27 protein-coding genes are annotated in these 23,385 nt (G+C 64.7%); 18 read left to right on the top strand and 9 right to left on the bottom strand.

All coding sequences use genetic code 11. The features are described 5' to 3' along the window. Window positions 1-41: 41 nt before the first annotated feature. Complete coding sequence (locus NTA49_RS10730; protein ID WP_258294758.1) at window positions 42-1,301, bottom strand: ribulose-bisphosphate carboxylase large subunit family protein; 1,260 nt, start codon at window positions 1,299-1,301, stop codon at window positions 42-44. Further along, window positions 1,298-2,638, bottom strand: coding sequence for a four-carbon acid sugar kinase family protein (locus tag NTA49_RS10725; protein WP_258294757.1), 1,341 nt, complete (start codon window positions 2,636-2,638; stop codon window positions 1,298-1,300). The genes NTA49_RS10730 and NTA49_RS10725 overlap by 4 nt, the downstream gene beginning before the upstream one ends. 48 nt (window positions 2,639-2,686) lie before the next feature. Between NTA49_RS10725 and nanR the strand changes: the two genes are divergently transcribed. Beyond that, entirely contained in the window at window positions 2,687-3,394 is a 708-nt protein-coding gene (nanR, locus tag NTA49_RS10720) for a transcriptional regulator NanR (RefSeq protein WP_258294756.1), read from the top strand. Window positions 3,395-3,398: 4 nt separating this feature from the next. Here nanR and NTA49_RS10715 read toward each other — a convergent pair whose 3' ends face one another. Continuing rightward, window positions 3,399-4,229 carry a phosphogluconate dehydrogenase C-terminal domain-containing protein gene (locus NTA49_RS10715; RefSeq protein WP_258294755.1) on the bottom strand — a complete coding sequence of 277 codons (831 nt, stop codon included), beginning with the start codon at window positions 4,227-4,229 and terminating at the stop codon, window positions 3,399-3,401. 77 nt (window positions 4,230-4,306) lie between these two features. Further along, window positions 4,307-4,735: a YqaA family protein gene (locus NTA49_RS10710; protein ID WP_258294754.1), complete on the bottom strand. Its 429-nt coding sequence runs from the start codon at window positions 4,733-4,735 to the stop codon at window positions 4,307-4,309. A 243-nt stretch (window positions 4,736-4,978) separates the two neighbouring features. Here NTA49_RS10710 and NTA49_RS10705 point away from each other — a divergent pair, with 243 nt between their 5' ends. The 9 genes from NTA49_RS10705 (at window position 4,979) to NTA49_RS10665 (ending at window position 13,489) form a co-directional block, all read left to right on the top strand. Beyond that, the gene (locus NTA49_RS10705) at window positions 4,979-5,998 is read left to right on the top strand and encodes an ABC transporter substrate-binding protein (protein ID WP_261368268.1); all 1,020 of its coding nucleotides are present in this window, start codon (window positions 4,979-4,981) and stop codon (window positions 5,996-5,998) included. A 55-nt stretch (window positions 5,999-6,053) separates the two neighbouring features. Beyond that, a complete protein-coding gene (locus NTA49_RS10700) occupies window positions 6,054-6,821 on the top strand; it encodes an ABC transporter ATP-binding protein (protein WP_258294752.1) in 768 nt (255 codons plus the stop codon). Next, window positions 6,814-7,638, top strand: a complete 825-nt coding sequence (locus NTA49_RS10695; protein WP_258294751.1) for an ABC transporter permease — start codon at window positions 6,814-6,816, stop codon at window positions 7,636-7,638. Before NTA49_RS10700 ends, NTA49_RS10695 begins: the two co-directional genes overlap by 8 nt. A gap of 221 nt (window positions 7,639-7,859) precedes the next feature. Then, window positions 7,860-8,585, top strand: coding sequence for an O-methyltransferase (locus NTA49_RS10690; protein WP_258294749.1), 726 nt, complete (start codon window positions 7,860-7,862; stop codon window positions 8,583-8,585). 258 nt (window positions 8,586-8,843) lie between these two features. Further along, complete coding sequence (gene phnC, locus NTA49_RS10685; protein WP_258294748.1) at window positions 8,844-9,638, top strand: phosphonate ABC transporter ATP-binding protein; 795 nt, start codon at window positions 8,844-8,846, stop codon at window positions 9,636-9,638. Between the two features lie 68 nt (window positions 9,639-9,706). After that, window positions 9,707-10,618 (top strand): phosphonate ABC transporter substrate-binding protein, encoded by a 912-nt coding sequence (gene phnD, locus NTA49_RS10680; RefSeq protein WP_258294746.1) that lies wholly within the window; start codon window positions 9,707-9,709, stop codon window positions 10,616-10,618. A 71-nt stretch (window positions 10,619-10,689) separates the two neighbouring features. Next, window positions 10,690-11,580: a phosphonate ABC transporter, permease protein PhnE gene (gene phnE / locus NTA49_RS10675; protein WP_258294745.1), complete on the top strand. Its 891-nt coding sequence runs from the start codon at window positions 10,690-10,692 to the stop codon at window positions 11,578-11,580. Beyond that, a complete protein-coding gene (gene phnE, locus NTA49_RS10670) occupies window positions 11,577-12,869 on the top strand; it encodes a phosphonate ABC transporter, permease protein PhnE (protein ID WP_258294744.1) in 1,293 nt (430 codons plus the stop codon). Before phnE (NTA49_RS10675) ends, phnE (NTA49_RS10670) begins: the two co-directional genes overlap by 4 nt. Continuing rightward, window positions 12,869-13,489, top strand: a complete 621-nt coding sequence (locus NTA49_RS10665; RefSeq protein ID WP_258294743.1) for an LbetaH domain-containing protein — start codon at window positions 12,869-12,871, stop codon at window positions 13,487-13,489. The genes phnE (NTA49_RS10670) and NTA49_RS10665 overlap by 1 nt, the downstream gene beginning before the upstream one ends. 9 nt (window positions 13,490-13,498) lie before the next feature. On the opposite strand, the gene NTA49_RS10660 is transcribed toward NTA49_RS10665, so the two are convergent. From NTA49_RS10660 to phnF, 3 genes are all read right to left on the bottom strand, one after another. Then, the gene (locus tag NTA49_RS10660; RefSeq protein ID WP_258294742.1) at window positions 13,499-14,101 is read right to left on the bottom strand and encodes a ferric reductase-like transmembrane domain-containing protein; all 603 of its coding nucleotides are present in this window, start codon (window positions 14,099-14,101) and stop codon (window positions 13,499-13,501) included. Window positions 14,102-14,115: 14 nt separating this feature from the next. Further along, window positions 14,116-14,616 (bottom strand): peptidase associated/transthyretin-like domain-containing protein, encoded by a 501-nt coding sequence (locus NTA49_RS10655; protein ID WP_258294740.1) that lies wholly within the window; start codon window positions 14,614-14,616, stop codon window positions 14,116-14,118. A 160-nt stretch (window positions 14,617-14,776) separates the two neighbouring features. Continuing rightward, a complete protein-coding gene (gene phnF / locus NTA49_RS10650) occupies window positions 14,777-15,487 on the bottom strand; it encodes a phosphonate metabolism transcriptional regulator PhnF (RefSeq protein WP_258294739.1) in 711 nt (236 codons plus the stop codon). A 107-nt stretch (window positions 15,488-15,594) separates the two neighbouring features. On the opposite strand from phnF, the gene phnG reads away from it, so the two are divergent. Genes phnG through NTA49_RS10610 form a run of 8 tightly spaced genes read left to right on the top strand, consistent with a single transcriptional unit; the run spans window position 15,595 to window position 21,809 of the window. Further along, window positions 15,595-16,050: a phosphonate C-P lyase system protein PhnG gene (phnG, locus tag NTA49_RS10645; protein WP_258294738.1), complete on the top strand. Its 456-nt coding sequence runs from the start codon at window positions 15,595-15,597 to the stop codon at window positions 16,048-16,050. After that, complete coding sequence (phnH, locus tag NTA49_RS10640) at window positions 16,050-16,610, top strand: phosphonate C-P lyase system protein PhnH (protein ID WP_258294737.1); 561 nt, start codon at window positions 16,050-16,052, stop codon at window positions 16,608-16,610. The genes phnG and phnH overlap by 1 nt, the downstream gene beginning before the upstream one ends. Beyond that, a complete protein-coding gene (locus tag NTA49_RS10635; protein WP_258294736.1) occupies window positions 16,610-17,752 on the top strand; it encodes a carbon-phosphorus lyase complex subunit PhnI in 1,143 nt (380 codons plus the stop codon). The genes phnH and NTA49_RS10635 overlap by 1 nt, the downstream gene beginning before the upstream one ends. Continuing rightward, complete coding sequence (locus tag NTA49_RS10630) at window positions 17,749-18,618, top strand: alpha-D-ribose 1-methylphosphonate 5-phosphate C-P-lyase PhnJ (protein ID WP_258294735.1); 870 nt, start codon at window positions 17,749-17,751, stop codon at window positions 18,616-18,618. Before NTA49_RS10635 ends, NTA49_RS10630 begins: the two co-directional genes overlap by 4 nt. Continuing rightward, window positions 18,615-19,385 (top strand): phosphonate C-P lyase system protein PhnK, encoded by a 771-nt coding sequence (gene phnK, locus NTA49_RS10625; protein WP_258294734.1) that lies wholly within the window; start codon window positions 18,615-18,617, stop codon window positions 19,383-19,385. Before NTA49_RS10630 ends, phnK begins: the two co-directional genes overlap by 4 nt. Before the next feature lie 47 nt (window positions 19,386-19,432). Next, window positions 19,433-20,116, top strand: a complete 684-nt coding sequence (gene phnL, locus NTA49_RS10620) for a phosphonate C-P lyase system protein PhnL (RefSeq protein ID WP_258294733.1) — start codon at window positions 19,433-19,435, stop codon at window positions 20,114-20,116. Next, window positions 20,113-20,667 (top strand): phosphonate metabolism protein/1,5-bisphosphokinase (PRPP-forming) PhnN, encoded by a 555-nt coding sequence (gene phnN / locus NTA49_RS10615; protein ID WP_258294732.1) that lies wholly within the window; start codon window positions 20,113-20,115, stop codon window positions 20,665-20,667. The genes phnL and phnN overlap by 4 nt, the downstream gene beginning before the upstream one ends. Further along, the gene (locus tag NTA49_RS10610; protein ID WP_258294730.1) at window positions 20,664-21,809 is read left to right on the top strand and encodes an alpha-D-ribose 1-methylphosphonate 5-triphosphate diphosphatase; all 1,146 of its coding nucleotides are present in this window, start codon (window positions 20,664-20,666) and stop codon (window positions 21,807-21,809) included. Before phnN ends, NTA49_RS10610 begins: the two co-directional genes overlap by 4 nt. 139 nt (window positions 21,810-21,948) lie before the next feature. Here NTA49_RS10610 and NTA49_RS10605 read toward each other — a convergent pair whose 3' ends face one another. Together NTA49_RS10605 and NTA49_RS10600 are read right to left on the bottom strand one after the other, a co-directional pair. After that, window positions 21,949-22,677 carry a CDP-alcohol phosphatidyltransferase family protein gene (locus NTA49_RS10605; RefSeq protein WP_258294729.1) on the bottom strand — a complete coding sequence of 243 codons (729 nt, stop codon included), beginning with the start codon at window positions 22,675-22,677 and terminating at the stop codon, window positions 21,949-21,951. Beyond that, window positions 22,674-23,366 carry a phosphatidylserine decarboxylase gene (locus NTA49_RS10600; RefSeq protein ID WP_261368259.1) on the bottom strand — a complete coding sequence of 231 codons (693 nt, stop codon included), beginning with the start codon at window positions 23,364-23,366 and terminating at the stop codon, window positions 22,674-22,676. Before NTA49_RS10600 ends, NTA49_RS10605 begins: the two co-directional genes overlap by 4 nt. Window positions 23,367-23,385: the final 19 nt, after the last annotated feature.

Here is a 23,385-nt window from a genome sequence, read left to right as displayed (position 1 = left end):
CAATTTGGTATACCAACGTGTCGCGGCAATTTCAGCCGGTGTCAACTGCGGCTGACCGCCCCCTGAAAGGCATCCAGCGCCGACGCAAGCTCGGGATGATCCGCCGCATGGGTTCGCACGTCCACGCCCGCAGCCTGCGCCACAGCTGCTTGGCGAAAGGCGGTGATCCCCGCCGCAGGCCCGCCCGGATGGCTCATGATCCCGCCGCCCGCGCAGATCAGGGCATCGTCATTGCCCAGCGCCGCCAGCGTCGGACCCACCTGCCAGGGCGTTTGGCCGGATGAAAACACCGGCAGCGCTGCGTGCGCGTGGCTGCCAGACACCGGCGCCTGAACGCTGCGCGCCGCCTCGATCACCACGGCGTCGGGTTCGGTGAACTTGCTGGCCAGCCCGTTCACATGCAGATGATCCGCCCCTGCCAGCCGCCACAGCTTTTGCATCGCGGGGTACGCGATCCCGATATGGGGCGAGCGTGACATCAGCCCCCAGCCGTTGCGATGCGCATGGATCGGCAGGGGCGAGCGGTCGCGCACAGCCCTGAGCCCCGCCAGCCCGATCGAGTTCAGCGAGACCATCGCGCAGGTGGCCCCCAGCCGCTCCAGCAGTTCAAGATGCCGCCACATCTGGGTGATCTCGTCGGTGATGTTGGACGCATACATCGCCTTGCGCCCCGTCGCCTGCGCGGCGGCGTCCAGCGCCTGCATCACCAGCCGCGCCCGATCCGGCAGAGGGCACGCAGGCCCGTTGCCCTGCAATTCGTCGTCCTTGATGAAATCAATCCCCGCCCGCGCCAGATCGCCCGCCAGGGTGGCCGTCTGTGCTGCGCTCAGCCCCACGCTGGGCTTGACGATGGTGCCGATCATCGGGCCCGCATCCACGCCGGCCAGCGCCCGCGTGCCTGCAACACCGAACTGCGGCCCCGGACAGGCGGCGGCGATGCTGTCGGGAATATCCAGCGACAGCAACCTTATCGCGGACACTTCCGCCAGCTCGAACAGGTTGCCCGCCACCGTCGCCAGGATGTTCGGCAGCGACGGCCCAAAGGTGTCCACCGGCCAGCTTAGCGTGATCCGCCCTTGTTCGTAGCGCGCGGCCTTCAACCGGCAGGGCAGCGCTGGATGGTCTGACGCGCCTGTAACTTCGACCGCCTCGACCCGTGCCGCCGACCGCGCACGCAGATCGTCGGTTTCCGATGCCAGTCGCACGAACGTGCCCGTCGACTGCTCGCCTGCGATCACCTCCGCCGCGCGCGCCACGCCCACCGGACTTTCAATCTGATATGTCGCCTGCAACCGTGTCATCGCGCGCCGCCTCCGTCTCTGACCCATCCGAAATAATCGCGGCTGCCCATCTGCCCGCCCTTCAGCGCCAGGTGCAGCCCGTCCATCGCGCCCGGCCCATGGGCGCGGCAGATCGCGGCACCGGGGATCGTCGGCGCCAGTGCCGTCAGCGCGTCGATGCCCAAGGCGGCGCAGACGTGGCCCGAGGTATCGCCACCCGACACCACCGCACGGGATAGCCCGCCGCGTTCGATCAACGCGCGCAACACACGACCCAGAGCGGCACCCATCCGGTCGTTCACCGCAGGCAGATCCGCCCCCGCCGCCGCTCGCAAATCCGCGACCACCGGGTCGTCCGGCCCTCTGGCGGTGTAGATCAACGGCACCTGCCCTGCGTCCAGTGCGGCCAAGCCTGCCTGCACCGCCGCAGCCTCGGCGTCCGCCAGCCCGCCGCCGCACGCCGCCAGCACGTCAAAGGCGATGCCTGCGAACCCATTCCCGCAGGCCCAGGCGATCTGGTCCGCCGTCGTCGGCGACACCGAGCCGGACACCACCGCCATCCGCGCCACCGCGCCCAGCCCCCCGACCGGCTGCGCCGCAGGCAGCCATCCCTGCGCGCGGAAATAGGCGACCAAAGCATAGGCAACGCCTTGCGATCCCGCGACGAACCGGTGCGCGCTGCGGTTTTCCCACAACAGCCGCCCCACCGCGATCTCGTCTGCGGGGGTCATCATGTCCACCGTGACGCCCTGCCCCGCAACCAGCGCCGCATCGGCGCGCGCCGGATCGTGCAGCGCCTCAAGGTCCAGACAGCTCAGCGCCATATCGGTCTGCGCCGACAGGTGCCGCACCACGTCGGCCTCGTGCATCGGGGTCACCGGATGGCGCGCCATGACCGGATGGCGGTCCAGCCGGAACACCCCGGCATCGGTGCCCGCGAACAGATGGCCAAACGATTGGTACCGCCGCATCTGCGGCGCGGCGACCACCACCGGAACCGCCCCGCCGAAACGGGCCTGCCCGATCTGCATCGCGCGCCCGATGCTGCCCACATGCGGCGCGGAATCCAGTGTCGAGCATACTTTATACTGAACCAGCGCCGCCCCCGTCGCAATCAGTGCATCGTAGAGCGCGGGCAGTTCCGCATCCATCCATTCAGGCGCACGCGTGCGTGCCATGCTGGCGATCCCGATGCCGCGCAGCCCCGGAAACTGCGCCAGCCGCGCAGCATCCGGCACCCGCAGGAACAGCGCCACGGGCAGCCCGGCAAAGGCCAGAACCTCCATCACCGCGGCAGCGCCCGTGAAATCGTCGCCCAGCCACGCCAGCACCGGACCATCCAAGGCTTGACCATCCATCGCTTATCTCATCATACCAGTTGCAGCACCAAAGGAACCAAAGCTGCCATGTCCACGCCCACCGACCCGATCCCCCGCCGCAAGCTGTCGGACGCGGTGTTCGACCGCCTGCACGCGATGATCGTGAAGGGTGCCGTGGCGCCCGGCGATCCGCTGCCGTCGGAGCGCGCGCTGATGGACCGTTTCGGCGTCGGCCGCCCCGTAGTGCGCGAGGCGTTGCAATCGTTGCACCAGATGGGGCTGATCACCGTCAGCCACGGCGAGCGCACCCGCGTCAACGCGATCACCCCGCAAAGCGCCGTGGCGCAGCTGGACGGCATTGCACAGACCCTGCTGTCGGTCGCGCCCGAAAATCTGGATCACCTCAAGGACGCGCGGCGCATGTTCGAGCTGGGCCTGGTGCGTGTTGCGGCGCTCAGGCGGTCGGACGACGACCTGCACGCCCTGCACCACCTGATCGCGATGCAATCCGCCGCGCGCGACCGGCCAGATGATTTCGTCGCCGCCGACATAGCCTTTCACGCGCGTATCATCGCGATTGCGGGCAACCCGGTGATCACGGCGCTGGCCGACGCGATGCTGAAGTGGATTTTCCACAACCACGGCGCGTTGCTGCGCTGGTCCGGGCACGAGGACACCACGCTGGCCGAACACCGCCAGATCGTCGCCGCCATCGACGCACAGGACGGCGATGCGGCGGTCGCGCAGATGGCCACGCATCTTGACCGGTCCGCCGGATTGCAGCCCCGCGCCTGACATATCAGGTGATGCGCTGGATGCTGGCGGCGATCTCGTCCGGCTCGAACACCCGTTTCCAGTCATCCCGCATCAGCATCGGCTTGCCGAAGGTAATCGCCTTGTTGCAGGCGTCCGAGAACACGCCGTCGACCTCCTCGAAGATCACGGCACCCAGGATGTTCATGTGTCCCAGCAGGAAATCCCGCGCCGCTTCCTTTGGCACGCCGCGCCGCACCACTTCGTCCATCGCCTCGCGCATCACGTCCAGAAGCGACGCGCAGACCGTCTCGGACAACCCCGGCTCCAGCAGCGCCATCTGGTCCACCGTCACGCGGTGACTGCGCGCGACCGGCGCATAGATCGCGCGGCCCACCTTTTCGCCCAAGGCATAATGCTCTTCGGGCCCCTGCATCAGCGCGTTGACGATGCCCTGTTGCGCGGCGATCCCGCCAAAGTAGTCCTTGCGGCCTGCTTCGGTCTGCTCGTCGTTGTAGATCGGCGGATGGCAGGGGTGCGTGACGAAATATGTGACGTCTTCACGCTCGGGCAGATGCCCCGCAAACGGTCCCGCCGCATCCAGACAGATCACCATCGCGCCCGCAGGCACCATGTCGATGATCGACGCCGCCACCGCGCGGATCGCCGTATCGGGCACCGCCAGCAGCACCACATCAGCCCCTTTCAGCGCCTCCTCGACGGGCACGCAATCGACGCCGATGGCCTCTTTCAGCCGCGCGCGGCCTGCCTCCGATATCTCGACATGGGCCACCTCGAAATCCGATTGCAGCAGGTTCGTCGCACTGCGCACGCCCATCTTGCCGCCCGCACCCATCAACGCCAGTTTCTGTGCCATTTGCCGCGCTCCCCCGTTCAAATCCTCAACTGGTATGATGAGATGATCTATTCATCAGTGGGAGTCAAGCCTGCCTTCTAGATCCACGCCAACGTCAGCGCCGCCAGTGCCAGATAGCGCCCCGCCTTGGCGACAGTGACCAAGGCGAAAAACGTCCAGAACGGCTCGCGCATCACCCCCGCGACAACGGTCAGCGGATCACCGACCAGCGGCAGCCAACTGCCCAGCAGAGACCAACGGCCATAACGGTGATACCAGCCCTGCGCGCGCTCAAGCTGCCTGTCCGAGGCCGGAAACCAACGCCTGTCGCGGAACCGCAGCAGATAGCGCCCCAGAACCCAGTTGATCACGGAACCCAGCACATTGCCCACCGTCGCCACGAGGATGAGCGAAGCGACAGGATGGTCACCCGCCACCAGCAGCCCCACAAGAACCGCCTCGGATTGCATCGGCAGGATGGTCGCCGCCACCAGCGCCGACGCGAAAAGAAGAAGATACGCGGTCATATCGGGGGCAGCCTTTCATAGGGAACGTCGCCACCTGATAGCCCGGCACAGACATCGCGCGCCAGCGTAACAAAGGGCAGCGCCCGACCGCGGGGGGCGCTCATGAGCGGCACTTGTGACAGGCTGCAAACCTCCGCCATGTCCCAATGCCAGCCGCTTTTCCAGCCGACACCCTTGAAAAATCCGCCCCGTTGCCGCACTGAAATGCCAAACCAACGGATCATGCACATCAGGGAGGATACGATGATCAACTTCAACCGCCGCCAGACAATGGGTCTGATCGGGGCCGCAGCCGCCACCGGACTTGCCGCACCGGCCATCGCGCAGAACCAGAAAATCGTCGTGGGCGCTTTGCGCTTCACCTCGCATGCGGCCAGCTTCATCGCGGTCGAGCGTGGCTATTTCGAAGAGGCGGGCCTCGACGTCGAACTGCGGTTCTTCCAGGCGGCGCAGCCGATGGCCGTGGCCATCGCCTCGGGCGATGTCGATTACGCGGTGACAGCCGTTTCCGGCGGCCTGATCTCGCTGGCCGACAAGGGCGCGGTCAAGGTGATCGGCGGCGGTCTGAGCGAAGAGCCGGGAATCGACGGGCAGAAGATCCTCGCCTCCGACGCCGCCTTTCAGGCCGGTCTGACCTCGCCTGCGGGCCTCGCGGGCAAGAAATTCGGCATTTCGACCGCCGGGTCGTCGTTTCACTACATGGGCTCCAAGGTCGCGCAGGCCGAAGGCATCGAGATGTCCTTCACGCCACTGCAAAAGGTCGGCGCGATCATCGGCGCGCTGAAATCCGGCCAGATCGACGCGTGGTCCATCGTGCCCCACATCGCGAAACCGCTGGCGGGGTCCGGTGCGGTGCACGTGATCGGAGACATTTCCGACTATCTGCCGAACTACCAGGTCACCACGGTCTTCACCTCGACCGACAATGCCGACAACCAGCGCGACCAGACGCAGGCGTTCCTGAATGGCTTCTCCAAGGGCGTGGCCGATTACAACGCCGCGATGATCGCGCGCGATGGCGGCGACGCGGGCGAGCAGGAGATGGTCGAGCTGATCCACAAATATGTCTACACCGACCAGCCCATCGAAAAGGCGTCGGCGTCGATCATCAACGGCACCATGCGCCTGAACGAAGGGGCCAAGATGAACGTGGCCTCGCTGCGCGACCAGCTTGAGTGGTTCCAGTCCGAGGGGCTGGTCGATGCCGGCATCACGCTCGACACCTTCGTCGACACCTCCTACGTCGACACCTACGAGGCCTGACCCGCCACTGGCGGCGGGCCTCATCGCCCGTCGCCGACACCGAAGGACACCCCACATGGACATCCGCCTCGACGCGATCAGCCACAGCTATGGCGACACCGAAGTGTTGCGCGACATCTCTCTGGACATTCCGGCAGGCCGCATCGTCTGTCTGGTCGGCCCGTCGGGCTGCGGCAAGTCCACGCTGCTGCGCCTGACCGGCGGGCTGGAACGCCCCGATGCGGGCCGCGTGCTGCAACTGGGCACGCCGCCCGCCAACAGCCTGAACCCGCTGACCTTCGTGTTTCAGGACTTTGCCCTGCTGCCCTGGCGTTCGGTGCGCGGCAACATTTCCCTCGTGCTGGAAGACCACGGCATTCGCGGGCGCGACGCCGACGCGATCATCAGCGACGTGCTGGCCCGCACCAAACTCAGCGACTTCGCGGACGCCCTGCCCCGGCAACTGTCGGGCGGCATGAAACAGCGCGTCGCCATCGCCCGCGCGCTGGCCGTGAACCCCGCCGTGATGCTGATGGATGAGCCGCTGTCCGCGCTGGACAGCCAGACCCGCGAATTGCTGATGGACGATCTGGTCGCCTTATGGACGCGCCAGCCGTTCACCTCGGTCTACGTCACGCACAACCTTGCCGAAGCGGTGCGGCTGGGCCACAAGATCGTGGTGCTGTCGCGCCGTCCGGGCCAGATATGCGAAGTGGTCGACATCGACAAGCCGCTGGACCAGCGCGGCTATGCCGACCCCGATCTGGAAACCGTCCAGAAACACCTGTGGACCCTGATGCGCGACGAAGCCCGCGCCGCCGATGCGGAGCTTTTGAATGTCTGACACCCTGTCCCACACATCCCACACACCCGATCAAGCCACAGAAGTCCGCTTTCGCGGCGGCGGCTTTGCCCCTTCGGCACGACGCGGCGTCGGCGTCATGGTCTTTGTCGTTCTGGTGCTGGTGATGGAATGGGGCACGCGTGCGGGCTGGATCTCGGCGCTGACCCTGCCCCGCCCCTCGGACGTGGCCGCGACATTTGTCGAACTTTGGCAAAGCGGTCTGCTGTTCAAACACCTGCTGCCCTCGCTCAGCCGTCTGGCCGTCGGCGCGGCCCTCGGCGCCAGCCTTGGCATCGGCGTCGGCATCCTGATCGGCCTGTTTTCATACGTGCGCGCCGGATTGGTGCCGCTGGTCGCGGCCCTGTTCCCGATCCCCAAGATCGCGCTGCTGCCGCTCTTCGTGATCTGGTTCGGCATCGACGAGACCTCGAAATATGCGCTGATCGCCTTCGGAACCTTCACCCCCACGGTCGTCGCCACCTATGGCGCGGTCGACAACGTGGACCGCACGCTGATCCGCATGGGCCAAAGCTTCGGGCTGTCGTGGCTCTCCATCGTGCGCAAGATCGTGCTGCCGGGGGCCATGCCGGGCATCCTGTCGGGTCTGCGCATTTCGCTCGCCATCGCGATCATCCTGCTGGTCGCCGCCGAGATGCTGGGCGCGGAATACGGCATCGGCGCCTATATCCTCGAAGCGGGGTCGCTTTACGATCTGGAACGATTGTTCGCAGGTGTGCTGATCCTGTCGGTGCTGGGCGTGATCCTCAGCACCGCGATCGGGCTGATCGAAAAGCGTCTTCTGTCGTGGCGTGGGTAGGACGAATGCGGATTGCATCAGAGTAGCAAAGTCTCTCTGGCAATGAAGCCGACCTTCGCCGCTTGCAGGATTAAGGTCGGCTGTGCGGGACTTAGCAGTCCTTGCCCGACTTTGACCCAAAGTCTGCTTTCGGATTGAACCGTTCAACAGACGGTCGTTTTTGACATCGACTTCCGCCTACAGGTCTATTTAGTATTACAGTCGCCATATGGAGTAATGCCTTGAGACTAAACCTGAAAAATGTGCGCGGTGACCATGGTATCAATAACGATCTGATATTAAGCTACAACAAGCATCAAGCGGAGTTTGCAGCGAGCGAGAAAGCGACGTTCTTGAAAATCGAAGATGCGATTTCAAGAACGGATAAGAAAGGTAAAATGCCTCTCTGGCATGGTTACGATCAGATACCAGACTATGCTCAGAGCACTGGCCCAGCGTCGAAACGTAACATATCTCAAGTCAGAACAGGCCGCGGAATTTGCCAGTTTTACGCTTGGCTGGCAGCACAGAAGAGACCGGAGACCATATTAGAGTTTGGTGCAGCTTTCGGTGCGAGCGGTATGTATTGGCTGGCAGGTCTCGCCATTGCGGGAGACGGTCGTTTGGTCAGTTTTGAGCCTAATGAACTATGGTGCTCTATCGCGCGCGAGAACTTTGAGACAGTCAGTGATCAATTCATACTGACAGCAGGGAAATTTGAGGACAACTTGTCGTTGGTTGCCCCAAAAGCAACGATCACTCTAATCGATGCTATCCATACGAAGTCTGTAGTGTTAGCTCAATTTGAGCTTGTGAAGCAGATAAGCCAATCAGGCGCGTTAGTTATTTTTGACGATGTGGGATTTTCAGATGACATGTGGGAGTGCTGGCAAGAAGTCTGCGTTTCATCAGACATTTCATCTGCATGGCAAATTGGAAAACGTGTGGGCATTGTCGAACTGTTATGACGACATAGACATATGATCTCCATTCCACACGGTCTGAAACCAACCCGATAAAAGCTGCAAAGCCCGAACTCAATACATGCGACCGCCGGGCAGCGCCTGCCGGCCCGTTTTGCAGAAGGCGTGCTTTTTGCACGGCGATCAGGCGCCGTCCTTTGTGTCGCTGTCACTCTGCCCCCTGTCACAGAAGTTTCGCAAAAGTGAAACATAACTGAATCCTGCACACCGTAGGTCGGCCCTCAACAAGCCTTGGGGGCATAGATGCTGGAAATTACGAACCTGACCAAAACCTTCGGCGCGAATACCGCCGTGGACAATGTCACGCTGTCGGTCACGCGCTCTTGCATGATCGGGATCATCGGACGGTCGGGGGCCGGCAAATCGACCCTGCTGCGGATGCTGAACCGGCTGACCGACAGCTCCTCGGGCAGCTTCACCGTCGAGGGTCACGACATGACCCACCTGCGCGGGGCCGCCCGCCGCCGCTGGCAGTCGCAATGCGCGATGATCTTTCAGCAGTTCAACCTGGTGCCGCGCATGGACGTGGTGTCGAACGTGCTGCACGGCACGCTCAACCGCCGCTCGACCATGGCGACCATGTTCAACCTCTATCCCACATCGGACGTACACCGCGCCATCGACATCCTTGACCGTCTGGGCATCGTAGAGCACGCCCAGAAACGCGCCGAGGCGCTGTCGGGTGGCCAGCAACAGCGCGTGGCCATCGCCCGAGCCCTGATGCAGGACCCCAAGATCATTCTCGCGGACGAGCCGATTGCCTCGCTCGACCCGATGAACGCCCAGGTCGTGATGGAGGCCCTGCGCCGCATCCACGAAGAAGACGGCCGCATGGTCGTCTGCAACCTGCACACGCTGGACACCGCGCGCCGCTATTGCGACCGGGTGATCGGCATGCGCGACGGACGCGTCGTATTCGACGGCACGCCCGAGCAACTGACCGTCGGAGCCGCCCGCGACATCTACGGGGCCGACGCGTCCTTCTCCGAAGCGGCAACCTCGACGCAGATCGAATCCCTGCAACAGGTTCCCGCCTGACAGATCACCGCCCCGGCCGCCTCAAACGGTCGGGGCTTTTCGTTTCACACCAAGAAAGAAGACATTTTATGAAACGCATCCTCGCGGCCGCACTGGCCACAACTGCCCTCGTCACACCCGTACTGGCCGACGAAACCCCCATCACCGAATTCCGCATCGGCATCCTGGGTGGCGAAAACGCCCAGGACCGCATGAACAGCTACCAATGTCTGGCCGACTACACGACCGAAGAGCTGGGCGTTCCCACCAAGCTCTTCGCCCCCGCCGACTATAACGGCGTGATCCAGGGCCTGCTGGGCGGCACGCTCGACATGGCATGGCTGGGCGCATCGGCTTACGCGGCCGTCTACCTGCAGGACGCCGACGTGGTCGAGCCCGTGCTGGTCAAGATCAACCTCGACGGCTCCTACGGCTACCACTCGATCGGTTTCGCCCGCGCCGACAGCGGCGTCACCTCGCTGCAGGACCTGCAAGGCAAGGTCTTCGGTTTCGGCGATCCGAACTCGACCTCCGGCTACCTGATCCCCTCGATCGAGATCCCCCAGGCCGGTGAAGAGATCACCATGGAAAGCGGCAAGTACTTCGGTGAAGTCAAGTTCACCGGTGGCCACGAGCAGACCATCGTTGCGGTGAACGCAGGCGACATCGACGCCGGCGTGACCTGGGCCGACGGCCAGGGCAACTGGGAAGACGGCTATAACTCGGGCGCACTGCGCAAGGCCGTGGATGCCGGTCTGGTCGACATGAACGATCTGGTCGAAATCTGGCGCTCGAAGCCGATCCCAGAAGGTCCCGTCGTTCTGCGCTCGGCTCTGCCTGCGGACGTGAAAGCCAAGATGACCGCACTGGTCGACGGCCTGCACGAAGCTGACGCCGACTGCGCCTACGGCGTGGCAGCGGGCGAAAGCCTGGGCTTCGACCCGATCACGCACGAAGCCTATGTGTCGATCGTCGAAGCGCGCAAAGCGAAATCGAATTGAACCCCAATTGATTGCCAATCTCTCGCAGGCTCCGGTTTCCACCGGGGCCTGCTATTCATGAAGGACAGGCCATGACATCCGCAGCAGACGCCCCGCAGACCACCACCGATATCCGCACCGACTATCTTGCCCAGATGCGTCACAAACGGATGCTGAACCTGATCCTGCTGTTGGTCTTCGCCGCACTGATGGTATCGGGGTTCTACACCGCAGATGCCCGCAACGCCGGCGGGTTCTGGAACGGCTGGCGGCAGATGCTGGATTTCCCCGCCGATGTGGTCGGCGAAGCCATCGAGCGCGCCCACCTGCTGCCCGGCTACCTGTTGAAATACCTGCCCTCGCTGCTTGAAACCATCAACATCGCCGGTGCCGCCACGCTGATCGGCGCGCTGATCGCCCTCTTTGCCTCGATGCTGGCCACGCGCGGTCTTGCGCCTGCGGGCTGGCTGATCGGCCCCGTCCGCCGCCTGCTCGACGTGCTGCGCGCCGTGCCCGAAATCGTCGTGGCGCTGGTGCTGATCTTCCTGCTGGGCGGTGGCCCGGTGCCTGCGATGATCGCCATCGCGCTGCACACCGTCGGCGCATTGGGCAAGCTCTTCTCCGAGGTCAATGAAAACGCATCGCTGAAACCCGTCGAAGGCCTCGCCTCGACCGGCGGGTCGTGGATGCAGCAGATGATGCTGGGCGTGGTCCCGCAAGTGGCACCCAACTATCTCAGCTATGCCTTGCTGCGGTTCGAAATCAACATCCGCGCCTCGGCCATCCTCGGCTTCGTCGGCGCAGGCGGCATCGGCTATGACCTGCGCAACACCATGTCCTGGGGCCAGGGCAAGTTCGACGAGGCCGCCGCCATCTTCCTGCTGCTGTTCGGCACGATCATCATCGTCGACCAGATTTCCAGCCATTTCCGCAACCGCCTGACCCATGGCAAGGCGTATAAAGACAAAGGGGCCGTGCTGTGACCGACGCTGCCATCTACGCCACCGCCGACCGTTCCCTGGCGCGCAAGCGCCTGACCACCTTCGCCGCGCCTGCGGTGATCATGGCCTACCTCACCTATGTGTTCTTCGCCTTCGACGTGGCCGGCCTGTCCGAGCGGGTCAGCGTCGACAACATGCAAACGCTGGTCTCCGACACCTACAGCTACAAGGTCCACGTGGCCCGCGACAACCGCAGCGGCGACACCGAAGTGTCGATCGAGGGCGAGCGCAAGGGTGAATACCCCGAAGGCACCAGCCTCGATTGGGTCGATCTGGGCGACACCACCCGCGTCGATCTGGCCGACGGGTCGTATGTCCTGATGGGTGAAACCGTAACCTACGACATCCCCGGCTATGGCACCGTCACCGCCACCCCCGGCAGCAGCGGCGTCAACGCGACCTTTCCGGCGGGCGACATCCCCGAATGGATCAACGCCTCGAAGAACCGCGTGGCCATCACCACCGACGCAGGCCGCCTGACCGTCACCCGCAACCGCACCGAGGTCTTCCGCTATTTCTACGGCTGGGAGCTGTTCTTCTTCACCCTCGACAGCCCGTTCCACGGCAAGAGCTTTGCCGAACTGGCAACCGGCGGCCAATACGGCGCGATCTGGAACGACTTCTGGTCCAACAAGATGTGGCGCCATTCCGATGTGGCATGGGCGCTGGCGGAAACCATCCTGATGGCCTTTCTCGGCACCTTCGGCGGTGCGATGATCGCCCTGCCGCTGGGCTTCATCGCCGCCAAGAACTTTACCCCGCTGGGCAGCCTGCGCTTTGCCGCGCGGCGCATGTTCGACTTTCTGCGCGGGGTCGACGGGCTGATCTGGACCATCGTGCTCAGCCGCGCCTTCGGGCCCGGCCCCCTGACCGGGTCGCTGGCGATCATGCTGACCGACATCGGCACCTTCGGCAAGATCTTCTCGGAGGCGCTGGAAAACGTCGACGACAAGCAGATCGAAGGCATCGCCTCGACCGGTGCCAAACCGATGCAACGCTACCGATTTGGCGTCATCCCGCAAATCACGCCGGTGCTGCTTAGCCAGGTGCTCTACTATCTGGAAAGCAACACCCGCAGCGCCACCATCATCGGCGCGATCACCGGGGGCGGCATCGGCCTGCTGCTGACCCAGGCGATCATCACCCAGAAGGACTGGGAAGAGGTGACTTATTACATCATCCTGATCATCGCGATGGTGATGGCGATGGACAGCTTCTCGGGCTGGCTGCGCCGCCGCCTGATCCAGGGCAACGGCGAGGGCGGCCACTGATGGCCCGCCTGACCGCCGATGCGCCATGTGTGCACCCCGACTGCGAGATCACCGACAGCACCTTTGGCCGATACGTCGAAATCGGCCGCGCCAGCCGCGTGGCACACAGTGCGATCGGTGACTATTCCTATTGCGACCGGATGGCGGACATCGCCAATGCCGAGGTGGGCAAGTTCTCCAACATCGCCAGTTGCGTGCGCATCGGGGCCACCGATCACCCGATGGACAAGGCCAGCCTGCACCACTTTCACTACCGCTCTGCCGACTATTTCGACGACGCGGAACATGACACCGCATGGTTCGATCACCGCCGCACCCGCCGCGCGACCATCGGCCACGACACATGGTTGGGCCATGGCGCACAGGTGCGCCCGCAGGTCACCATCGGCCACGGCGCCGTGGTGGCAGGCGGCGCCATCGTCACCCGCGACGTGCCGCCCTACATGATCGTCGCAGGCATCCCCGCCGTGCCCCTGCGCGCGCGGTACACAAAGGGTGTGGCCGACCGGATGATGGCGCTGGCATGGTGGGACTGGTCGCATGACCGCCTGCGCGAAACGCTGGACGATTTCCGTGCGCTACAGGCCGAAGCGTTTCTGGAGAAGTACGAGCAGGCGTAAGGCCAAAGCTCAGGACCGCCGCCGCTTGATCGCGGCCCAGGCGCGCAGGTCGATGACAACCTTGAGCGTGGCCGCAACCAGCGCAAGACACAGCATCGTCTTCGTCGCCGTGCCCATGGTGCCCACGATCAGCATCGCGTGCACCACGCTGCCGACCACAACCACCAGCACAAGGCCCGTGTGCGCCAGCCGCCAGACCTGGGGCCGGATGCGCCACCTCCGCCGCAGCGCGACCAGCAGTGCCGCACCGAACAGCGCCCACATCGCAACGACGCCCCAAGCGGAAAACGGCGTCGGCGAGGTGAAGAGCAGCGCGTCGACAACGTCCGGTGGGCTGGTCAGCCACAGCCCTCCCACGTGGAGGATGACGGCGAGGACCAGCGCGATACCCGTCCAGCGGTGCACCCGCCTGCCGCGCACTGCGGGCAGACCGGGCAGAACCCCTCCCGCCAGCAGCGGTTGCAGCAGCATTATGGCCAGCGCCGCCGCACCGGCGAACCCGGCTGCGATATAAACGGGGTCCCGCCAGGCCAGCAGCGGGCTCGTCGCCGCCACCGCAAGCGGCACCGCGATCACGACCGCCAGACAGCACCAGATCAGGACTGCACGCATGGGCCGCGCAGCGATCAGACCGGTTCCAGCACGAAATCGGCGCGCAGGCTGGTATCGCCCGCATTCGGCATGATCGGGCGCAGAAACACCGTTTTGAAATCAGCGCTGTCATAGGCCAGATGCCCATGCGGCTGGCCAAAGGCGGGCACGATCTGCGGCATCTCCAGGCGGAATTCGCCATTCGCGTCGGTCAGCGTTGCGCCGTGGCTCTGCGGGTCACGCTCGTGCCCTTCGGTCGTGTGCGCCCAGACCTGTATCCGCTGTCCTGCAAGGGGCGCGCCATCACCCGCGCGGCGCACAGTGCCGACCATCCAGAACCCGCCGTTGCCGATACGCTCGACGATCGGTGCTCCGGGACGATAGTTGTTCGCACCGCCGCGCATCGTTGGCGTGGGGGCCACGCCCTGCGCGCGGGCGGGAACCAGCAGGCCCGAGGCCCCTGTCGCCACGGCTGCACCGATCACGGCACCACCGGACATGAGGAATTTGCGGCGATCAGGTTTTGGGTGTGTCATATCAGTCTCCGTTGGAACGTCATGGCTTGGGCAAATAGTCTATGTTTCCATAAAACATGGGGCAATGGGCATGGGTGGAAAGGCTCCCCCACTGTTTCGTGAAGGCGGTTTTGCCAGTCTCCAGCCAGTCTCCAGCCATTCTCCGCCCAGAGCAGATCCCTCACTCCCCCTCAAGCGTCAGCGTGATGCGATCCCCCGCGAACCACGTGTTGCCGAACTCCACCGGCACACCCTCCGCGTCCACGTTGATCCCCGCCGTGTGCAGCACCGGAGCGCCCTCCGAGATGCGCAGGTGCAGCGCCTGCGTCGCCGTGGCAAGCTTCGCTTTCAGCCGGGTGGACGCGCGGGTGTAATCCGCCACGCCGCCGCGCAGCAATGCAGCCGTGACCGACCGTGTCTCCTGCAGATCGCCCGGCAGCCCCGGAAACCGCGCCGCCGGAAACACGCTGCGAAACAGGGCGACGGGCTGGTCGTCGGCCAGTGACAGCCCTTCGTAGTCGTGGACCAGATCGCCTTCCTCCAGCGCAAGGGTCTTGCGTTCGACCGCCGTGGCGCTGCGGGTTTCCAGCGACAGAATTTCCTTGGCTGGCACCCGCCCCGCCAGCGTCAGGTTCTGGTGAAACCGCACCCGCTTGCCGATGGGGTAATCCGTCGGCACCTGGGTTACGAACACACCGGCCCCGCGCCGCGCATAAACCACGCCATCGTCCGCCAGTGCGCCCAGCGCATGACGCACGGTGTGGCGGTTGACGCCGAAACGCGCGGACAGCGCCGCCTCGGTCGGCAGCTTGTCGCCCTGGGCGAACTGCCCTGCGGCGATTTCATCGCGCAGATGGGTGGCGATCGACTGCCAGATCGGGGTGCGGGCCATGGGGTGTCACCAAATCTTCACAAAGCTGGGGATTGCGGAACGGGGCAGAATCACGGATATATTTGTCTAGTTGTATAGTAAACTAGACAAATCGGCAAGGTGTCTACATGAACGAAAAAACCGACCCCAACGCCGCCCGCAAGGCCTGGCTCAGCCTTCTGGCCCGCTGCAGCGCTGCGGATCTGGACGCGCTCTGGACCGATGCCGCACTCGACCCCGACCACACCGTGCTGCGCACCCCCGAAGTGGGCAGCGTCATGGTGCGCGGCCGCGCAGGCGCCGTCGGCAGCGCCTTCAACCTTGGCGAAATGACCGTCACCCGCACCTCGGTGCGGCTGGCCTCGGGCGAGGACGGCCACGGCTATGTGCAGGGCCGCGACAAGGTCAAGGCGACGCGCGCGGCGCTGATAGACGCCCTGATGCAGACCGCCGAGGCCGATGCCATCCGCGCCGCCGTTCTGACCCCCCTGCAGGCCGGGATGGAGCAGACCCGCGCCACCCGCAGCGCCAAGGCTACCGCGACCAAGGTCGATTTCTTTACCATGGTCAGAGGAGAAGACTGATGCAGACCGACGCACTGACCGGCGGCTTTGCCGATGCCCCCATCGACGCCGCCCACGCCTTTCGCCGCATCATGCAGGTGATGGCACAGCCGGGCCGGATCGAGACCGTGACCGGCGGCACGCCCCCCGCACCGCTGTCACAGGCGGGGGGCATCGTGCTGCTGACGCTCTGCGACCCCGAAACGCCGGTGTTTCTGGCCCCCTCGCGCGACACCAAAGCGGTGCGCGACTGGATCACCTTCCACACCGGCGCGCCGTTCTGCGGGCCTGAAGAGGCCAGTTTTGCCGTGGGCACATGGGAAGAACTGAACGGCCTGCCCTTTCCCATCGGCACCGCGGAATATCCCGACCGTTCAACCACGCTGATCGTGGAATGCGACCGGCTGAGCCAGGATGGCGCGACCCTGCGCGGCCCCGGCATCAAGGACACCGCAACCCTGTCGCTGCCCGAACGCGCAGCCTTTCAGGCCAATGCCAAACTCTTCCCCCTTGGCCTCGACCATATCTTTACCGCAGGCGACCAAGTGGCCGCCCTGCCCCGAACCACGAAGGTAAGCTGATGTATGTAGCCGTAAAAGGGGGAGAGCGGGCAATTGACGCGGCCCACGCGTGGCTCGCCGAAGAGCGGCGCGGCGATGCGTCCGTCGCGGAACTGTCGGTGCCGCAGATCCGCGAACAGCTGAAGCTGGCCGTGAACCGCGTGATGGCCGAGGGCTCGCTTTATGATCCCGATCTGGCGGCGCTGGCGATCAAGCAGTCGCGCGGCGATCTGATCGAGGCGATCTTCCTGATCCGTGCCTATCGCACCACCCTGCCGCGCTTTGGCGGGTCGGTGCCCATCGACACCGGCGCGATGACCTGCGACCGCCGCGTGTCGGCGACGTTCAAGGACGCGCCCGGCGGGCAGATGCTGGGTCCGACCTTTGACTACACACACCGGCTGCTGGATTTCAAACTGGCCGCCGAAGGTGAAGTGCCCGCCGCCGCCGAGGTCGAAGCCGGCACCGCGCAGACGCCGCATATCATGAGCTTTCTCGACCGCGAGGGGCTGATCCAGCCCGAGACCGACAGCGATACCACCCCGCCTGACCTGACGCGCACGCCGCTGGAACTGCCCGCGACGCGCGATCTGCGCCTGCAGGCGCTGGCGCGGGGCGACGAGGGGTTCATCCTTGGCATGGCCTATTCGACGCAGCGTGGCTACGCGCGCAACCACGCCTTCGTGGCCGAATTGCGCATCGGCACTGTGGCGGTCGAGATGGACATCCCCGAACTGGGCTTTGCCATCGAGATCGGCGAGATCGACGTGACCGAATGCGAGACCGTGAACCAGTTCCAGGGCTCGAAGACCCAGCCGCCGCAGTTCACGCGCGGCTATGGGCTGGTGTTCGGCATGTCCGAACGCAAGGCGATTTCGATGGCCCTGGTGGACCGCGCGCTGCGCTGGAAGGAGCTGGGCGAAGACAACCTCGGCGCGCCTGCGCAGGACGAGGAATTCGTGTTGTATCATGCCGACAACATCCAGGCGACGGGGTTTCTGGAGCATATCAAGCTGCCCCATTACGTCGATTTCCAGTCGGAACTGGAGTTGATCCGCAAGCTGCGGCGTGAGGCCGAGGCCAATAACGCTGCGCCGTCCGAGAGTGCGGGAGCCTCCGGCGGGAATTTATCCGGCAAGATGAAAGAAGGGGCAGCAGAATGAGCGATTATAACTTTGCCTATCTGGACGAGCAGACCAAGCGGATGATCCGGCGTGCGATCCTCAAGGGGCTGGCGATACCGGGGTATCAGGTGCCCTTTGCCAGCCGCGAGATGCCGATGCCTTACGGCTGGGGCACGGGCGGGGTGCAGGTGTCGGCGGCGGTACTGACGCCCGATGATACGTTCAAGGTGATTGATCAGGGCGCCGACGACACCACCAATGCCGTGTCGATCCGGCGGTTTTTCGAGAAGACCGCCGGGGTGGCGGTGACCGAGGCCACGGCCGAGGCCAGCGTGATCCAGACCCGGCACCGCATTCCCGAAGAAGTGCTGCGCGCGGATCAGATCCTGGTCTATCAGGTGCCGATCCCCGAACCGCTGCGGTTTCTGGAGCCCTCCGAGGTCGAGACGCGCAAGATGCACAGTCTGGAAGAATACGGGCTGATGCACGTGAAACTTTATGAGGACATCAGCCAGCACGGCGCGATTGCCACGTCCTATGCCTATCCGGTGAAGGTCGAGGGGCGCTATGTGATGGACCCCTCGCCCATTCCCAAATTTGACAACCCCAAGCTGGAGATGGCGGCAATCCAGCTTTTCGGAGCGGGGCGCGAACAGCGGATCTATGCGGTGCCGCCCTATGCCAAGGTGGTCAGTCTGGATTTCGAGGATTTCCCCTTCGAGGCGAGCAAGGCGGACCATGCCTGCGACCTGTGCGGGGCCGAGGACAGCTATCTGGACGAGTTGATCGTCGACGACGCAGGCGGGCGTTTGTTCATGTGTTCGGACACCGATTATTGCAGCACCCGCCGCAAGGCAGGGCATGTGGGCGCACAAGGCGTACCGCTTGGGGAGGACGCGGCATGACACCGCTTTTGCAGGTTGAGAACATCGCCAAATTCTATGGCGCGCGGGTGGGATGCAAGGACGTGTCCTTTGACCTGTTCCCCGGCGAGGTCATGGGGATCGTGGGCGAAAGCGGGTCGGGCAAGTCGACGCTGCTGAACTGTCTGGCAGGGCATCTGACCCCCGACGCCGGTGCCGTACGCTTTGACACCAAGACCGACGGCCTGCGCGACACCGTCACCATGCGCGAGCCCGAGCGGCGGATGCTGGGGCGCACCGACTGGGCCTTCGTTCACCAGCATGCCCGCGACGGGCTGCGGATGAACGTGAGTGCAGGCGGCAACGTGGGCGAGCGGCTGATGGCCGTGGGTGCGCGCCATTACGGGCAGATCCGCGACACTGCGACCGACTGGCTGGGCCGCGTCGAGATTGCCGCCGACCGGATCGACGACCGCCCCACCGCCTTTTCGGGGGGTATGCAGCAGCGGTTGCAGATCGCGCGCAATCTGGTCACCGGGCCGCGTCTGGTGTTCATGGACGAGCCGACGGGGGGCCTTGATGTCAGCGTGCAGGCGCGTCTGCTGGATCTTTTGCGCGGGCTGGTGCGCGAGATGGGGTTGAGCGCCATCATCGTCACGCATGATCTGGCCGTCGTGCGGCTGCTGGCCGACCGGCTGATGGTGATGAAGGACGGGCACGTGGTCGAGACCGGGCTGACCGATCAGGTACTGGACGATCCGCAGCATGCCTATACGCAGCTGCTGGTGTCTTCGGTGTTGCAGGTGTGAGGTTTCGTGGCGAAACCTTTTCTATTTATTAACATTAGGTTAACAAAATGATCCAAGTCGAGAACCTGTCCAAGTCCTTTACCCTGCACAATCAGGGCGGCACCGTCATTCCAGTGATGGAGGGGGCTGCGTTCGATGTGGCGCGCGGCGAATGTGTCGGGCTGATCGGGGCGTCGGGGGCGGGGAAATCCACGCTGATGCGGATGCTTTACGGCAATTACCTTGCCGCGTCGGGACATATCCGCATCGGTGGCGTGGATGTGGCCACGGCCCAGCCGCGCGAGATACTGGCGCTGCGGCGCGAGACGCTGGGCTATGTCAGCCAGTTCCTGCGGGTGGTGCCGCGTGTGTCGACGCTGGACGTGGTGGCCGAGCCGCTGTTGCGGACCGGGCACGACCGCGCGACGGCAGAGGCGCGGGCACGCGAGCTGCTGGCGCGTCTGAACATCCCCGAGCGACTGTGGGGTCTGAGCCCCACCACGTTTTCGGGCGGCGAGCAGCAGCGGGTGAACATCGCGCGCGGCTTTTCCTATGATTATCCCGCGCTGCTTCTGGACGAGCCGACCGCCAGTCTGGACGTGACCAACCGCGAGGTGGTGCTGTCGCTGATCGAAGAGGCCAAGGCGCGCGGGGCGGCGATCGTGGGTATCTTCCATGACGAGGCGGCGCGGGACCGTGTCTGTGACCGGGTAATTGATGCGGCGGCGTTTACGCCGAAGGCTGACACATGACGGGACGGATGATCGCCGTCGTGGGTCCATCGGGCGTGGGCAAGGACACCGTGATGCAGGCGCTGGTCGATGCGGCACCTGAGCTGTCGCTGGTGCGCAGGGTCATCACCCGCGACGCGGATGCGGGCGGCGAAGATTACGACGCGGTCAGCGTGCCGATGTTTCTGGGGATGCAGTCGGCAGGCGCATTCGCGCTGAGCTGGCAGGCGCACGGGCTGCGCTATGGCATTCCCGCCGAGGTGGACGCAGAGCTGGCACAGGGGCGCGACCTGCTGGTGAACCTGTCGCGCGACGTGCTGGGCGCGGCGCGGGCGCGCTTTGGGCCGATGCCGGTGCTGCTGCTGACCGCCAGCCCCGCAGTGCTGCGCGCGCGGCTGATGGCGCGCGGGCGCGAGGACGGCAGCGAGATCGACGCGCGGCTGGCGCGGGCGGGCTTTGCCCTGCCAGGCGGCATCGACGCGATACATATCGACAATTCGGGCCCGCTGGCCGAGACCGTAAAGCGGGCGCTTGCCGCCCTGTATCCACAGAAAGACGTGACACTGACATGACCCAGGAAACCGTATTGACCAATGCCCGCGTGGTGCTGCCCGCCGATGTGATCACCGGAACCGTGGTGTTGCGCGCAGGCAAGATCGTGGATGTGGCCGCAGGGGGCACGGCGGTGCCCGGCGCGCTGGACTGCGGCGGCGATTTCGTGGCGCCGGGGCTGATCGAGCTGCACACCGACAATCTGGAACGGCATATGGTGCCCCGCCCCAAGGTCGACTGGCCGCACCGTGCCGCCATCATCGCCCATGACCGCGAACTGGCGGGCACCGGCATCACCACGGTGTTCGATGCCATTCGCGTGGGGTCGATCCTGTCGGGGGATCAGAAGCGCTATGGCAAATATGCGCGCCAGATGGCCGACGAGATATTGGACATGCGCAATCGGGGGGCGCTGAAGATCAGCCACCACATCCACCTGCGCGCCGAGATCTGTTCGGAGACGCTGGCCGAGGAGCTGGACGAGTTCGGGGCCGACGACAAGGTGGGGATCGTGTCGCTGATGGACCACACGCCGGGGCAGCGGCAGTTTCGCGACGTGTCGAAGTTCGAGACCTACGTGCGCGGCAAGCACAACATGGAGGCCGAGGGGTTCGCGGAATACGTGGCGTTTCTCTACGGGTTGCAGGCCGAGCTGGGGGCCAAGCACGAGGCGGCGGCGGTTGCGGCGGCCACGCGCTATGGCGCGACGCTGGCGAGCCACGACGACACCACCGCCGATCAGGTGGCCGCAAGCCATGCGCACGGCGTGGCGATTGCGGAGTTTCCCACGACGGTCGAGGCGGCTGAGGCGTGTCGTGCGTCGGGGATTGCCACCATCATGGGCGCGCCCAATCTGGTGCGCGGCGGGTCGCATTCGGGGAACGTGGCGGCGCAGGAATTGGCCGAGGCCGGATTGCTGGACATCGTGTCGTCGGACTATGTGCCTGCGGCGCTGTTGCAGGCGGCGGTGCAGCTGGCGGATATGTGGGGCGACATGGCGCGTGCGATTGCGACTGTGACCGCGACGCCTGCGCGGTCGGTCGGGTTGATGGATCGGGGCGAGATCGCAGTGGGCAAGCGGGCGGATCTGATCCGCTTTGGCGTGCTGGAAGGCGCGCCGCTGGTGCAGGCGGTATGGTCCGAGGGGCAGCGGGTGGCTTGAGGGGGCTTAGCAGCCAACCTCCAAGCCTGGAATCAAGGCACGCAGTGCCGCCGGCCAAAGGCGTGCTTTCAGCACGACGGGCGGGCGCCGCCCTATGTTGCGCGGCGTCTCACCGTTGTCAGTGGAGCCACTTTACCCCCTAAGACTTCTCCTGCTTCCAGTACGAATACGGCAGTGACGCCAGATAGAGGCAGTTTGCCACGATCAGTGTCGGCCAGGGATAGACCATCAGGCAGACCATCAGGGCGACCACGCCCACCAGTGCAAACGACAGGTGCGCGCGTTTGATGCTGGCGTGCTTGATCGAGATCGTGGGGATCGTGCTGATCGCCAGCAGACCGACGCCGATGATATAGGCGGCGCGCAGGAACGGGAAATCGGTTTCGGGCCAGCCCCAAAGCTCGATGAAGACCGGCATCAGCGCGAGGCAGGCCAGTGCGGGGGCCGGAACACCGACAAAATGGTCATCTTTCTTCATCGAGACATCGGTGACCTTGACCGACAGGTTAAAGCGCGCCAGCCGCAGCGCGCAGCAGACCGCCAGCACCAGACAGGCAAGAAAGCCCACGCTGGCATGTTCGGTCCCAAGATAGAGCGTGTTGTAGAGCAGGATGCCCGGCACGATCCCGAAGTTGAAGAAATCAGCCAGCGTGTCGAGTTCGGCGCCGAAGGGGCTGGCGCTGTCGAGAAAGCGCGCGAGCTTGCCGTCGGCGGCGTCGAGGAACACCGCGATCAGGACGAAATAGAGCGACATCTCGATGCGGCCATCGAGGCTCATCCGAAGCGAGGTCATGCCTGCACAGATCGCGAAGACGGTGACCATGCTGGGCACGATGTGGCGCAGTTTGAGGCGGGGTGTGTCGGTCATACGGCGATGCCTTCGCGTGTGCGGGTGGGGTCGGTCAGATCGGCGATGATGGTTTCACCGGCCACGGCCGTCTGTCCGACGCAGACCTGCGGCAAGACGCCCTTGGGCAGGTAGATGTCCAACCGGCTGCCGAAACGGATCAGGCCAAAGACGTGGCCGACTTCGGTGCTGTCACCTTCCTTGGCAAAGCAGACGATGCGGCGCGCGACCAGTCCCGCGATCTGCACCACGCCGATGCGCGTGCCGTCGGGGGCCTCGATCGAGAGGCTGTTGCGTTCGTTGTGGATGCTCGCCTTGTCCAGCGAGGCATTCACGAACTTGCCGTGACGATAGACGATATGGGTGATCTTGCCCGCCATCGGGGCGCGGTTCACGTGGCAGTTGAACACGTTCATGAAAACCGACACCCGCGTCAGCGGCTCGGAGCCGAGGCCCAGCGCCTCTTCGGGGACGGCGTCCTGAACCAGCGAGACGATGCCGTCGGCGGGCGACACGATCAGTCCCGGCTGTTGCGGGATCATTCGCACCGGGTTGCGAAAAAAGTAATAGCACCAGACGGTCAGGCCCGCGCCGATCCAGAACAGGGGCTGCCAGAGCAATCCCAGGATCACGGACAGGGCGGCGAAGATGGCCACGAATTTGCGGCCTTCCTTGTGCATCGGCACCGCAACGATCTTTAGCATATTCATCGGTTAACTTTCAGGTCAG

Origin of the sequence: Pseudosulfitobacter koreensis (genome assembly GCF_024733015.1) — a bacterium.
Taxonomy (GTDB): Bacteria; Pseudomonadota; Alphaproteobacteria; order Rhodobacterales; family Rhodobacteraceae; genus Pseudosulfitobacter; species Pseudosulfitobacter koreensis.
Note: the sequence above shows the minus strand (reverse complement) of the source record. Positions and strands in the feature narration are given on the sequence as shown.